Raw genomic sequence first — 14,318 nt, 5'->3', positions numbered from 1 at the left:
GCGGCGCGACCCCGGCAGGGCCTATTGCAGCATGTAGGTCTCGTACTCCAGCCGGTCCAGCTTGCGGTCCAGCAGGTACAGCGCCAGCGCCACCACCACCAGCAGCGACACCGCAAAGCCGTAGCCGTACCAGGCCGGCCCCAGGCGCAGCGTCAGCAGCGTCAGCGCGAAGTTCAGCACCACGAAGGTCGCGGTCAGCAGCAGCACCTCGCGGCGGCGGTCCAGGTAGAAGTAGATATTGAGCACCCCCAGCAGCACCACCTGCAGGCTGGCGCCGATCACGTCCACGTACAGCAGCGGCAGGTACAGCTCGGAAATGCCCAGCAGGTGCAGCACCCACGCGCCCACCGCGAACAACAGCAGCGCGGCGATGGCCTGCACCTTGACGATCTCGTACAAACCCAGCCGGATGGTCTGGACCATGGTGTTGCGCATGTCCTCGATATGCTCGAGCGAGCTGCCGCCGCGCACCGCGTTGTAGAACGCGTCGTAGTACTCGACGAAATCGGTCTCGATGCGCACCAGGAACACCGCCATGCCGGGGATGATCGCCAGGTAGGCCAGGAACACCGGGATGTCGTAGATGATCGACGCATGCAGCGGCCCGATCACCTGCTGCCCGGTGGAGGGCGCGTACCAGAACATGAACTTGTCGATCCAGATGCCCAGGTTGTACAGCAGGCCGATCGCTACCAGGCTGGGGTAGGCATAGCGGCGCTGGAACACCTCGAACGACATGAACTGGCGGCTGGTGTAGTTGCGGTAGATCAGCGTCACCATGCCGGTCAGCAGGCACAGCTGGCCGGCGGCGAAACCGCCCAGCAGCCCTTCCAGCCCGTGGCCGCGCAGCGCCAGCGCGGCCCCGACCGAGATCGCGTAGCCCAGCAGGAAGGTCCACACGATGGCCTTGTACTGCTTCATGCTCGACAGGAAGATCGCGGCAATCCAGATATTGCTCAGCACCACGAAGCCCGCCACCATCAGCAGCCGGTACAGCACCGACTGCTCGCCGAAGCTGAACACCGCGCACGCCACGCCGATGCCGCCCGACAGCACCGTCGCCAGCAGCGCCACCGCGTGGTAGTTGCTCAGGATCAGGTGGTCGCGCTTCTCGAACAGCCGGTCCGAGGTGAAGCGCGTGAACGCCAGCTGCATCGGCCCGGTCAGGATCAGGCTGCCGGCGATCAGGTAGGTCACCGACACCTGGAACTGCGTGATCAGCGAGCCCGGCACCACGAAGGGCAGGCTCAGCATGCCGATCAGCAGGATGCCGACGATCGACAGGATCCACGGCCCGGAGCTGATGATGCCGGCATACGCGTAGGCGCTCAGCATGCCCGACAGGTTGTCCCGCCGCAGCATCTTGCGCAGCTCGAATCCAATGCCAGCCATGCTCAGGCTCCTCCGTGGACCGGGCAGCGCGCGGGATTGCCGCCGCCCTGCCGCTCATGTCCGCCATGCCCGGCGCCGTCTGGTTGCGCCATCAGCCGTTGATACAGTTCGCGGTAGCTGCCCACCATGCGGTCCTGGGTGTAGTAGCGCTCCACGCGCGCTACGCCGGCGGCCTGCGCCGCCTGCCAGCGCGCCGGGTCCTGCAGCAGCCCGAGCGCCGCAGCGGCCAGTGCCGCGGGGTCGGCAATGCGCACCACTTCGCCGGCCGAGCCCAGCGCGGCGTCCTCGCCGGGCAGGCCGAACAGCAGCTCGCGGCATGAGCCCACGTCGGTGGTCACGCACGGCACGCCGGCGGCAAAGCCTTCCAGCACCACCAGCGGCAGCGCCTCGCTGATCGAGCTCAGCACCAGCACGCCCACCTGCGGCAGCAGCGCGTCGATGCGCTGGAAGCCCAGGAACTTGACCTTCTGGCCCAGGCCCAGGCTTTCGGCCAGGCTGCGGCATTCGCGCGCGTAGTCGGGATCCTCGTCCTCCGGTCCGGCGATCCAGCCTTCTGCATCGGGGTACTCGCGCACCACCGTCAGCATGGCGCGGATAAAGGTCTTGACGTCCTTGATCGGCACCACCCGGCCGATCAGGCACAGCACCGGCGGCACGCCCGGCTTGCGGCGCGCGCGCAGCGGCGCCAGGCGCGGCAGGTCGATGCCGTTGGGGATGCTGCGCGTGCGCGCCTCAGGGGCGCCGTCCTGCACCTGGCGGCGGCGGTTGCCCTCGTACAGCGCGACGATGTCGTCGCCGGCGTCGTAGCAGACCCGGCCAATGGTCTCGAAGAAGCGCACCCACAGTTCGCGGAAGTAGCTGATCTGGGAGATGTCGCGCTCGAACACATTGCGGTTGTCGCGGATCCACTGGCTCTGGAACAGGTCGATCTTGCGTTCCTTGGTGTAGATGCCGTGCTCCGACACCAGCAGCGGGCGCTGGTTGCGGTGGCGCAGCAGCGCCCCGAGAAAGCCCGCATAGCCGGTGGAAACCGTGTGGTAGACGCGCGCCGGGATCAGGTTGTCGGCAATGCGCACCAGCTGCCACAGCGGCTTGTGCATGATGCGCACGGTCCAGAAATAGTCCGTGAACGACGGGTCCGTGCAGAAGCGCCGGTATTGCTCGGTGATGGTCTGCCAGGCGCGGCGGCTGTACAGGAAGGCGTCCTCGCCCAGCGCACCGCCTTCGCGCAGCGCCGGCATCAGCTCGCGGATCATGGCGCCGGCCTCGGCCTCGCGGCCCGGATCGCGCAGCAGTTCGTGCAGGCGGTCCGAGGCATCGAACGCCCTGGCGTCGCCGCTGCTGCCCTGGACCAGCGGCGGCGGCGGGAAGTCATACAGGTAGTGCGTTTCCAGGTGCACGACGTTGGGCGGCAGCTGGTAGGCCATGTCGCCATAGTCCTCGCGCCGGCTGCCGATAAAGACGATGCCGAAGCGCAGGTCCGGGAACGCGCGGATCATCTGGTTGACCCAGCTCGACACCCCTCCGCTCACATACGGGAAGGTGCCTTCGAGCAGCAGCATGACGTCGGCCGACGTCCCTTTTACCAAGATCTCGCTCATGATTGCCAGTACCGCAGCAGGGGCCGCACCAGCGGGAGCGGCGAGGGGCTGTCAAACGATGCCATCAGCTGGCGCACCGCGGCGTAGTCGCGTTCCAGGTAGGCGGCTTCGGCCAGGTGCGGCAGCACGCGCTCGCGCGCGAAGCCGAGGGATTCGGCGCGCTGCAGCCAGTCGCGCGCCTCGCGCGGGGCATTACGCGCCAGCGCCAGGCGCCCGCGCATGTACCACAGCGAGGCATTGCTGTCGTCGTGCTCCAGCGCCGCGCTGGCGTAGCGCTCGACCTGGCTGGCGGTGTAGCGGTAGACGTCGCCCTGCACCAGGTTCTGGTAGATCAGTTCCCAGTACAGGTCGGCCAGCCGCTTGCTGATCTCGGCGCGCTCGCTGGCGCTGTTGGCGTTTTCCAGCCGCGGCAGCTCGGCCAGGATCTGCTGGGTCAGCTGCTTCTCGGCGCCGTCCAGCATGCCATAGGCCAGCAGCCGCACGTCGTCGACGCTGTCGGCCAGCAGTTCGCGCAACACCGGGCTGGCGGTGCGCGCCGGCATCGACTGCATCGCCACCAGCGCGGTCATGCGCTCGGGCAGGGGCGCGCGCGCATTGCCCAGCTGCGCACGCAGGCGCGCGCCGCCGCCGTGCGTGACGCGCGACATCAGGTGCGTGACGAACTCGGGCAAGCCCACGGTGCCGATGCCGCTGGTATCCACGCGCCGCGGGAACAGCTTCGAAAACAGGTAGCTGCCCAGGCACACCAGCGCGCCGCCAAGCGGCACGAAGAAGCAGAACAGCGCGAGAAAACCATAGCTCCACGCGAACGGCACGCGAAAGCGCCGCGGCAGCAGGCGCCACAGCAGCAGCGCCGTCAGCGCGGCAGCCACCGCCTGCATGCCGAAGAAGGCCAGCAGCAGCGCGGTGCTGTTGCCGGCGCGCGCCAGCAGCGCCAGCGCGGCGATCTGGGCGGCAAGCCCGCTGGCGCCGAGCTTAAACATGGGGCGCTTCCCCGGCCGGCAGCGTGGCGGGGGCGATCGCGCCATCCACCTGGGCCCGGCGCAGCAGCTTGACCAGCGCGTCTTCCGAGCCCGCGCCGGGCACCGCCAGCGTGTAGACGCCGATGCCCGCACTGGTGAAGTCGGTGCCGAACTGCGCGCGCAGCATGTCTTCGATGCGCACCAGGTAGGCCGCCACCGCCTGCGCATCGGACAGCGGCATCAGCGTCAGCATGGCGCGGTGATGGGCGTTGACTACCGGCCACGCCACATCCAGCGCGCGCCGGCTGCGCACCACCTGCTCGAACAGCGCATCGCGCTCCGGATCCGCGTCGAACACCAGCGCCACCACCGAGCTTTCGATGCCGGTCTCGCGCCGCAGCCGCGACAGCCGCGCATAGTCCAGCGCAAACGGGTACGGGCAGGCCGGCAGCGCCGCCTGGATGGTGCGGGTGGCGCCGGCGTGCTCCACGCCGTCGGCGTAGTAGCCCAGCAGCACCATCAGCATCTGCAGGTTCTCGTAGGTCAGCGACAGGAACGGCATGCGCTCGACCACCAGCAGGCCGATCAGGTGGTCGGAGCCGGCCAGCACCGGCGCGACCGCCACGTAGCGCGTCTGCGCGCCATGCTGCAGGCCGTCGGCGCGCAGGTGCGCGAGCTGGCGCGTGTCCAGGCAGTGGCGCACCAGCGGGTCGGTGGTGTCGAGCGTGAATTCGGGGCCGACGCTGGCGACCGGGGCACCGTCCACGTGCTCGCCATCGCAGGCATAGAGCGCGGCTGCCTCGAGTTGGCAGGCCTGCGCCACCACCTGCAGCATCGGCGGCGCGCCGGCCAGCACCTGGCCGGTGCGTGCCGCCTCGTCCAGCGCCACGCTGCGCAGCTGCGACAGCGTGTCGCGCAGCGTGGTGGGCCGCGCCAGCAGGTCGTTTTCCAGCCGCGCATGCGAGATGCGCAGCAGGTAGTGATTCTTGGTCAGTGCCGCCAGGCGTTCGTCCAGGTAGCGGTTCACGGCGCGGGCACGCGCCAGGCGCGTGCCCCAGATATCGCCGAACTGCCCGGCCACCAGCACCAGCAGCAGCCCGCCGAGGAAGAACAGGCGCGGGAAGGGCCCTGCCATCACGCCGGTCTGCTGGTAGAAGTACCAGCCGCCCAGCAGCATCAGCACGCTGCCCACGCCGATCAGCGTGCCGTAGCGCAGCGCCAGGATCACCGGCAGCAGCCAGGCCCACGGAAAGCCCATGCCGAGCAGCAGCGGGTTCTGCGGCAGCACCAGCCACGCCAGACCCATTGCCGCCAGCATGGCCACCACCAATTCCACCACGGCCGCGCGCCCGCTGACCGCCGGCGCCAGCAGGCGCGCATAGCGCCCACCCAGGCCGATGCCCTGTCCTTGCCGCGCGCGATATGTCTTGTCAGCCGTATTGGCCACGCTCATCCCCTTGCTTCAACCGTTCCATCGCCGCATCGGTGTGCAGCCTCTTCCTGATGGCCTGCCGCCGCCTCAGCCCTGCATCAGCGGCGCCAGCAGGCGGCGCAGCAGCTTCTGCGCGGTGCCCGACAGCGACGCGCGGCTCCAGCCGCTGTCGCTGCCGGTGGCCGACCACACTACTTCACCGCTGGCCACGTCCAGCAGCTGCAGCGAGATGCCGACCGCGGGCTCGCCGTCCACGCCCACCTTGTAGCGCCATTCCTGCACCGCACCGGTCAGCGCGTAGCGGGCCTTCTCGGCGCGCGCCCATTCCAGCGCCTTGCCCACGGCCTCGCGCTCGGCCGGCTCGAACAGCGTTTCCGGATTGAGGCTGGCCGGATAGCGCTTCAGGCTGGCTACGCCGCCGGTCTTCAGCAGGCTCTCGGCAATCGCCTCGGCGCGCAGGCCGGCCTGGGGCGTCTCGGTGTAGTTCACTATCGGCAGCACCGCGATGGTCTCGCCGCGGGCCAGCGCCGGCGCGCGGCCGACATCCGTCACCGCGCAACCCGCCAGCCACAGTGCCGCGCCCAGCGCGCCGCACCATGCCGCCAGCCGCCTGGCCACCGTCTTGCCCGTCACTGCCGTGGTTTGCTTGTTCATCTTCATCCCCTTTTCCATATCCTGTTGTTACCCGATCCCTGCCATCCGCTGCCGCCGGCTCAGTACAGCCAGCGATAGCGCATTCCCAGTTCCGTCAGCGGCTTGCCACCGTTGCGCGCCGCGGTCTCATGCGAGATATACAGCGCCAGGTGGTCGTTGCCGAACACCGATCCGGCCAGCCCGCCCTGCACGCGGAAGTTCTGCCGTGCGCGCGTGTCGCGCAGCAGCCCCACTTCACCGAACGGCCGCCATTTGCGTGTGTACTCATCCAGCAGCTCAGTGCCGAAGCCGAACAGCACGCCGGCCTGCGTAAAGCCCTGCGGCATGTAGAACGCCGGCGTGGCTTCGTCGCCGACCGGCACCAGCGACGCCATGCGCGGCGTCAGGCTGCCGCCGTTGGCGCTGTAGTTGGCATGCGTGCCGACCACGCGCACGGTGTAGTCCGGATACGAGGTGCGGATCCTGTAGCCGGCCTCGACGTCATAGACCATGCCATGCCCCAGCGCGCTGCGGTCCTGCCCGCGGAAGCTGCTGTACTCGATGCGCGCGCCGACGAACTCGCGCAGGCTGAAGCGGTAGGTTGCGCCCAGCCCCACGACGTCCTTGGCCCCGCCCACGCGCAGCGGTGCCGATTCATCGGCCGGCTGGTTCAGCCCGGCCAGCGTGCTGAACTGCAGCCGGCCTTGCTGGTTCCACTCGCCGAAGAAGCGCGCGGTCGCCATCGTGTCCAGTCCCTCGCGGTAGCCTGCCGTGGCACGCCAGCGCTTGCTGTTGTCGCGATAACCCAGCGACAGGTCGGCGCGCCGGTCGGACGACGGCACGTTCACCAGCTGCTGCGGGTCGGTGCTGCGCTGGTCGCGCCTGGTGCCGCGCAGGTTCAGGTCGTACCCGTCCCACAGGCGCACGCCGCCCGCGAGGCTGCCTTCGGTATATTCCAGCGGCTTCTGGTGCATGAAGCTCACGCGCGGCTCGATCGCCTGGGCGTTGTAGAGCAGCGACTCCTGCAGGGTGTCCTGCAGCGTGTCGTCGGAACGGGCCCGCTCCTGGGTCTCGAAGGCCAGCGTCTGTGCGGCGCTGATGCGGTTCAGTTGCTGGTTGGCCTCGATCTGGTTGGCCACCGGCACGCGGCCTGCCTGGCGCTCCAGGATGCGGTCCAGGCTGTTCATGTCCTGCTGGTCCAGCGCAATCGCCACCTCGGCATAGGCCGGGCGCTGCAGCCGGTTGACGTACTGGCGGGCCAGCCAGCCGCGCGCAAGTTCGTTGGATTCCGCGGACATCGCCCATGCCAGAGCAGCATCGCGCCCGGCAGCGGACAGCGCGGCATCGCGGCGGGCCGCGTTGCGCACGATCTCCGCGGGCGCGGGCGCAGTTGCCGCCTCATGCAGCGGCGGCAGCCCAGCCACCTCGCCCAGCTGCGACGGCGCGCCCGCCATCGGCGGCGCCAGTTCGCGCGCCGCCGTGGAAGCGCGGTCCGCGCGCAGCATCTGGATCACCAGCGCGCGCGAGACATCGCCCGAGGCAAAGATCTGCCCCAGCGCCACGGTCTGGCGGCGCAGGTCCGCGCGCGAAGGCGCGCCGGAATCGTTCTCGTACTCCTCGTCGCCGTCGGTGTTGTCGGGCCGCAGCCGGGCATAGCGCACCCCGCCCTGGGACCAGCCGTGATGCAGGTCGATCCAGGCCTGGCGGCGCACGCGCCAGGCCATGTCGGTCTGGCCGATGGTTTCATAGGCATCGGCCATCAGGCTGAGCCAGAGCGGATCGGCGCTCTGGCCGTCATTGAGCCTGCGCAGGTAGTGCATGGCCGCGCGCCCGTCCTGGAAGCGCATATGGCCCGCGGCAAAGGCGCCCCACAGGTCGGGGTTGTCTTCGGCGTCGTCCTTCACCCGGCGCATCACCGCGCGCACCTCGGTATCGCTGCCCTGGTCGACCAGCGTCCACAGCAGCGCCGCCAGGGTTTCGCTGTCGGCATCACGCAGGCCAGCGGCGTGGCGCAGGTCGGCCAGGGCCAGGTCGCGCTGGCCGGTCACGCGGTAGTACTCCGCGCGCCGCATCAGGAAGCGGCTCGACTGCGCTGCCGCCTGGCGTTGCCCGGGCGTCATGTCCCGCAGCAGGCGCACGATACGCGGGTAGGCATGGGCACGCGTGTAGTAGTACAGCGCCAGCTCCAGCGAAGCCGGCTTGCCGCTGCGGCGCCAGTCGGCCTCGGCGATGCGCCCGGCGTCGATCGGGGTCTTGTCGTAGTAGGCGATCAGGTTGGAGAAATCCGCCTCCTGCGTGTCGCGGACCTCGTCCAGGCAGTCGTTGCGCGCCGGGCCCGCCGGCATCTGCAGGCAGTGTTCGTCCTGCGTCTGCGCCGCCGCCAGCATCAGCTGGCGATAGCCGTCCTTGAGCAGGTCGTCGCGCTGGTTCAGCCGCGCCAGCTCGGTAAAGGTGCGCCAGTATAGGATGTCATCCTTCCCGGCCGTGGCACGCGCCGGCAGCATGGCGTCCAGCGCCTGCGCCAGCTTGCCGCGCACATAGAGCAGGTTGGCGAGCTTGAGGGCATAGGCAGGGCGTGGACCAAAGCGCTGCTGCAGCTGCGTATAGATCTGGAACGCGCGCTCGTCCTTGCCGGCGCGCTCGGCCAGCGCGGCGTGGCGCTCCATGATGTCGCGCGCCCTGGGGCCGTGGCTCAGGCCTTCGAGGAAGCGCATGGCCTCTTCCGGCTCGCCCAGGCGTTCGTAGGCGGCCACCACCTCATCCACGGTCTTCAGGTCCGAGCCGCCCGCGCGGTGGCGCAGTGCGGCCAGGTAGGCGCGGTCGTCGGACAGGCCCGGGGCGAGCCGCATCACAGCATCCCACGCGCGCTCGTCGTTGGTGGCGCGGGCATAGTCGAGCCAGCTCTTCAGGGCCACGGCCGGCTGGCGGTTCCATTCGGCCACCTGCGCCAGCCGCTCGCGCCAGATCGCCTCGCCCGGCAGCCGGCGCACCGCGGTCTCGGCCACGCGCTGCGCCTGGTCGAGCTTGCCGGCCGACAGGAACACGCGATAGGCGAGGTCGTAGTCGTCGGCGTTGAACGGCTTGTCGGCCGGCTCCGCCGGAGCTTGCGCGGGCGCAGCAGCTTGCGCCGCAATCTTGCGCGTACCCAGCTGGCCGGAAGCGGCCAGTGCTTCACGCAAGGCCAGGCCGCGCGGCCCGTCGAGGAAAACAAAGCCGCGCTCGGCCCAGGGCTGGCTGGCGGCGATGCGCCGCACCTCGGCCTGGCGTGCGGCCAGCGCCGCCGGGCCGGCGTCGCGCGTGCGCGCCGAGACCTTCAGCAGCCGCTCGACATAGCGGCTGGCCTGCTCCGGCTTGTTGGCCGCCAGCGCCAGCTTCGTCAGGTAGCGCAGCACCTCCGGATCGTCCAGCAGCTTGCCGCCGTGGCGCTCGGCCTGTGCCAGCGCTTCGTCCAGCAGGTTGCCTGACTGCAGCGTCTGCACCGCCTTCAGGAACAGCGCGCGCCGCTCGGCCAGCGTGGTGGCGGCCGCCTGCTGCGCAAACAAGGCGTTGGCGGCGTCGCGATAATCGCCGCCCGCGATCGCCATGTCAGCCAGCTGGCGGTTCCAGAAGGCCGCGTTGTTGCGGTCCTGGCTGGCCAGCGCCGCATAGAACTTGCGCATGGCGTCCTGGGCGCCGGCCTGACTGGACTGCGTGGCCAGCGTTTGCAGGTCGGCCAGCCCCCAGCTGCGCCCGGCAGCCTGGTCCAGCAGGCTGCGCAGCTGCACCAGGTTCTGCTCGCGCTCAGGCGTATCCGGCAGCGCGGCCCAGGCGCGCTGCTGCGCGATCTCGATGCGCGTGCGCAGGATCTGGCCCGACAGGTCGGTGCCCTGCACCGCCTGCATGCGCGCCAGCATGGCCTGCGCCTCTTCCAGCCGGCCGGTGCGCGCGTATTGTTCGGCCAGCACGCCCATGAAACCGGGGTCGTCGGGCGTGACCTTCCACCAGGCTTCCAGGTAGGCCATGGTCAGCCCGTCGATGGTGCGGCCCTGGCCCAGCAGGCGTTCGCGCAGTGTCTCGCGCGGGAACATCAGCGCCAGGCCGATCCCCACCATCGCGGTGAATGTCAGCACCAGCGCCGGCGGCAGCAGCCGCTCGCGCTCAACCGGCGCAGCGGACTTCGACTTGTTGCCTGGCATGGTTCGGATCGGTGACGGGTGCGGTGTCCACGCGCAGCGTGTTGCGCTCGCGGACGGCCTGTACGGGCTTGCCATCGACGCTCACACGGCAGTTGCCGGCGTCGGCAAGACGGAAGAATGGCTTGAAGTAGCCGCTGAAGGCGAAGCGCGTGACGCCATCGCGCTGCGACCAGTCGCGCACGATGCCGTTGGCTTCGGCCAGCTGCGGCGCGGCCGGGGCAGTGACTGTGTCGCGCACGGCAAAGCGCGCATCGCCGCCATCCAGGTGCAGGTAGACGCCGCCGCCCGGTGCCGGCGAGGTGCCGGTCACGCCGTGCGCCGCGCCCACGTCGGGCATGCCCGCGCCGCTCCAGCGCAGGTTGCGCAGGTTGCCGTCGCCGCGCACGATCCATTCGGCAACGGTGCCGCCCTGCTGGCCGTCGCCCACGTCCCGCGCCACGGCCATGTCCTGCCAGTCGAGCACCTTGCGCACGTAGTCGGTCGAGTGCAGTGGCAGCAGCGGCTGCGCCAGCACATAGTCATAGACCTTGCGCAGCGCCTTCAGCGACGCGGCCTTGGTGCCCGAATAGCTGTGGTAGTAGATATTGACCGGCTTGAAGCGATAAGGCTTGTCGGTCAGCTCGTAGGTCTCGATCACGCGCTCGAAGCCGTAGAACGGGCCGTGCCAGAGGTTGGTGTAGACGTTCTCGTTCTGGTTGGGCGCAAACACCTGGAAGGTGCCGCCGGGCTTGTTGATGCCCAGCGGCGCAATCGCGGTCCAGCTGGGATTGCTGCGCGTGATCAGCGTATCGCCGCCGTTCATGTTGAGCACGCGCGCCTTGTCGGTCAGGCGCAGCGCCTCGGCCGGCGGCTGGCAGTCGCCCGACCACAGCAGCATGCTGACCGGCTTGCCGGCCGGCGCCAGCGTGCGGTTGATGTAGTCGATGGAGCCGCCGATCTCGCGGTTCAGGTCCATGCTGTAGCCGGGGATGCTCAGGTGGAAGGCCTCGTCGCCCTCGACCACGGCGGCCCCGCTGGATTGCGCTGCCCGCCCTGGCTGTGCCGGCACCGTGCGCGACCATTCGAACGGATGCGAGAAGGTATGGCTGGCCACCTCGACATAAGGCTGCGCGAAGATCTTGCGCGCGATCGGCTCAAGCTCGGCGCTGAGCCTGGGGTACATGCCGTCCTTGCTGACTTCGCCCTGGATCACCGACATCGTCATCGGCAGCCGGTAGCGGTCGAAGATCTCGCGGAACAGCACCTCGCCGGAGAAGCCGCCGCCGGGAATCTCGGCGCGCGAGGCAAAGCCGTCGCCGTCGATATGGATGGTCAGCAGGCGCCGGCCGTTCTCGGTGGTGACATCGGGCACGGGCATGGCGGGCAGGCGCAGCGCCTCGCGCAGGAAGTCCAGCGGCTGCACCACCCAGCGGCTCTGGGCGTTGCCGTTGCCGCTCTGGCGCACCGCATACGGTCCCAGCACATAGCCGCCCCACGGCGTGATCGCGGCGGCGTCATAGGTCAGCGTGCCCGAGCGCAGGCGCAGCAGCGAACGGTAGCCATCGCCGTCCGGCACCTGGATCGCTTCGGCCTGGGTGCGGTCGGGGGCCACCGGCATCTCGAAGCCCATCATCCGGTCCTTGCCCAGCACCTCGACCGGGCCCGACACGCGGCCCTTGGCGGTCTTCAGCCCGAAGCTGCGCGCCACCGCGCCGCTCACATTGGTGCCGAAGTCGTTGAGGAAAACCACCGGCATGCCCTGCGCCATGCGCGCCTGCACCCAGGTATAGAAGCGTCCCGGCTGCGCCGTGACATTGCCCGACAGGTACACCACCACGCCGGCGTAGCGGTCCGGCCCGATCTCGGGCAGGTCCTCGCTGGTCTCGGCGAAATCCACGCGATAGCCAAGGTAGTTGAGCGGCATCGAGACAAAGCGCACGCCCTCGGAATCATCGATCGACACGCCGGGGCGACGCTCCTGCACCACCAGTACGCGCCGGGGCAGCACCTCGACCTTGCCGATGCCAACCGTCTGCAGCCCGGGATCGGCCACATAGGGCGTGATGCCCAGCGCGCGGATGCGCTGCGCGGTTTCGCGTGCGCAGCGGCGGTCCGCCGGCGGGCAATAGTCGATGGAGATCACCGGCAGGCGGTATTGCTCGCGGATGGTGCGCGCCTGCGCCAGCAGCCAGTCGCGGTCCGCCTGCGGCACGTCGACATAGCGGCCCTGGGCCTGGTTCCAGCCGCGGAACAGCGACTCGAAGGCGACGGCATAGGCCAGGTCATGCACCTGCGGCAGGATCTCGAAGCCGCGGTTGAAGACCAGGCGCGCCTCGGGGTAGCGCGCCTTGATGGCGCGGATCACGCGCACCAGCCCGGCTTCCTGCCGCGCGCGCTCGGCGTCGGTCCTGGCGGCGAGCTGGTAAGAATCGAGGGTATCGAGGAAGAAGCCGCGGAAGCCGCGCTCCCACAGCGGCGCGATCACCTTGTCGACATAAAAGGCGGGCCAGCCGTCGGCTGCCTGGTCGATGACCGGGGCGTTCCAGGCGTCATTGCGCCCAACGAACCAGGCCTTGGCGATGTCCTTGAAATAGGGGCGGCTCTCCAGCACCTCGCCCACGCTGACATAGGCAAACCAGGCGGTGGCCGGCGTCGCCGCCTGGCGCGGGTCGAAGCCGCTGTCGGGCTCGACCACGGCGATGTCGAAGGCCTGCAGGGCGTCAACCGGCGGCTTGGCGCCGTAGTGCAAGGCGATCGACGGCATGGATGCCGTCTGCGCCGCGGGCGCCGGCGCGGCCGCAGCCGTCGCCGCCCCGAGGGCCAGCGCCAGCGCGATGCCTTGCACCCGCTGCACCATGCGCATCCCTACCCACCCCGATCGGAACGGCATGCGGCCGCCCCGGCTCCCTTGTGCTTCCTCCAGCTGCTTCACAGGCTTACTTCCTCTTCTCTGCGCACGCCGGCAAGTGCCTCACGCACAACATTTCCTGATGCGGTCGCCGCCGCCTTGTGTCCGACTGTGGATCTCAGAATCGGAAAAATCCGATGGTATCCGGCAAACGAATGCTAGGACAGACGCATGGATCACATTGTCAACAATTGTCCCAACACTGAGACATTGAGCCGGCTCGCGCGTTAACGCCCGCCGCGGCGCTGCAGGGCGCGCGCCAGCCACGCTCGCGGTACGGGCGTACCGCGAGCGTGGTTCAGCTCAGATGCAAACAACGAAAACAGTCCAGGCCCCGTGCGCGACGGGTGGTGGGGCTGTCCGCAACCGCAATGCCGGACAGCTAGGTTTGAAACGCCATGATGGATTCCCCGTTCCGATATTTTATGTATGGGCCCGCATACAGTGGGCGCGCTCATGTATGTCTGTACATGACGCGAGCGCGGCCACCGGCCTGGCCTTTATTGTCCGGATAATGATATATCCGGGCCGCGCCCGCTTCCCCCGAACGCGGTAGGCATTGGGCGCCGTAAGAATTTGTAAAAAAGATGGTACGCCCATGCACCGGACGGCAGCCATTATGCACGGGGGCGTGGCATCACGCCCGCCGACGGTGCACGCACAACCAAATCCGCCAATAGAAAATCAGGGAATTCACTGAACTGAAGCTGAAGTAGAAAACGCTAACATCTCCTATCGGAACCTCTCATCATGATTAGGCGCTTAGCCTGATTGACACGCCGGGAAAATTCGGCAGAATGATTCCCACTTGTGCAGCGCCCATGTGGTGTGTCTTTTGGTGTTGTCGTTCCGTGACGTTTTCGGTTGTCACGACAGCGACATATCGAAGTCATATGGAATGCGCTGGCGGGGAACATAAAAAGGATCCGCTGGGTGCGTTGCACACGGTGTATAACGAGCGTTTTCGCTCATTTTGAAATTCAAGGTTGAGATAGATATGGAAACCGGTACCGTTAAGTGGTTCAACGACGCCAAGGGCTTCGGCTTCATCACGCCGGATGAAGGTGGCAATGATCTGTTCGCGCACTTCTCCGCAATTGAAGGCAATGGCTTCAAGTCGTTGAAGGAAGGCCAGAAGGTACGCTACGTCAAGGCCATGGGCCAGAAGGGCGAGCAAGCCACCAAGATTCAGGCCCTCTGATACCGGTGGAGTCCGGGCCGGTCCAGCGGACCGGC

Annotated in this window: 8 protein-coding genes; 1 reads left to right on the top strand and 7 read right to left on the bottom strand. The window is 68.5% G+C overall.

All coding sequences use genetic code 11. The features are described 5' to 3' along the window. Nucleotides 1–21: 21 nt before the first annotated feature. From pelG to RS901_RS23110, 7 genes are all read right to left on the bottom strand, one after another. Nucleotides 22–1,392, bottom strand: coding sequence for an exopolysaccharide Pel transporter PelG (pelG, locus tag RS901_RS23140; RefSeq protein ID WP_316156315.1), 1,371 nt, complete (start codon nucleotides 1,390–1,392; stop codon nucleotides 22–24). A 2-nt stretch (nucleotides 1,393–1,394) separates the two neighbouring features. Then, nucleotides 1,395–2,993 (bottom strand): GT4 family glycosyltransferase PelF, encoded by a 1,599-nt coding sequence (gene pelF / locus RS901_RS23135; protein ID WP_316156313.1) that lies wholly within the window; start codon nucleotides 2,991–2,993, stop codon nucleotides 1,395–1,397. Beyond that, a complete protein-coding gene (locus RS901_RS23130) occupies nucleotides 2,990–3,976 on the bottom strand; it encodes a lipopolysaccharide N-acetylglucosaminyl transferase (RefSeq protein ID WP_316156310.1) in 987 nt (328 codons plus the stop codon). The genes pelF and RS901_RS23130 overlap by 4 nt, the downstream gene beginning before the upstream one ends. Further along, entirely contained in the window at nucleotides 3,969–5,408 is a 1,440-nt protein-coding gene (locus tag RS901_RS23125; protein WP_316156307.1) for a PelD GGDEF domain-containing protein, read from the bottom strand. Before RS901_RS23125 ends, RS901_RS23130 begins: the two co-directional genes overlap by 8 nt. Before the next feature lie 66 nt (nucleotides 5,409–5,474). After that, on the bottom strand, nucleotides 5,475–6,041 hold the full coding sequence (locus RS901_RS23120) for a transporter (protein WP_041228943.1): 567 nt from the start codon (nucleotides 6,039–6,041) through the stop codon (nucleotides 5,475–5,477). Between the two features lie 59 nt (nucleotides 6,042–6,100). Continuing rightward, complete coding sequence (locus RS901_RS23115; protein ID WP_316156304.1) at nucleotides 6,101–10,195, bottom strand: tetratricopeptide repeat protein; 4,095 nt, start codon at nucleotides 10,193–10,195, stop codon at nucleotides 6,101–6,103. Next, nucleotides 10,158–13,064 (bottom strand): bifunctional glycoside hydrolase 114/ polysaccharide deacetylase family protein, encoded by a 2,907-nt coding sequence (locus RS901_RS23110; RefSeq protein WP_316156302.1) that lies wholly within the window; start codon nucleotides 13,062–13,064, stop codon nucleotides 10,158–10,160. Before RS901_RS23110 ends, RS901_RS23115 begins: the two co-directional genes overlap by 38 nt. A 1,015-nt stretch (nucleotides 13,065–14,079) precedes the next feature. Between RS901_RS23110 and RS901_RS23105 the strand changes: the two genes are divergently transcribed. After that, nucleotides 14,080–14,283, top strand: coding sequence for a cold-shock protein (locus RS901_RS23105; RefSeq protein WP_010810931.1), 204 nt, complete (start codon nucleotides 14,080–14,082; stop codon nucleotides 14,281–14,283). The last annotated feature ends 35 nt before the right edge of the window (nucleotides 14,284–14,318 follow it).

It is taken from the genome of Cupriavidus sp. BIC8F (assembly GCF_032465815.1).
Taxonomy (GTDB): domain Bacteria; phylum Pseudomonadota; class Gammaproteobacteria; order Burkholderiales; family Burkholderiaceae; genus Cupriavidus; species Cupriavidus necator.
This window is presented reverse-complemented; position numbering and strand designations above follow the sequence as displayed.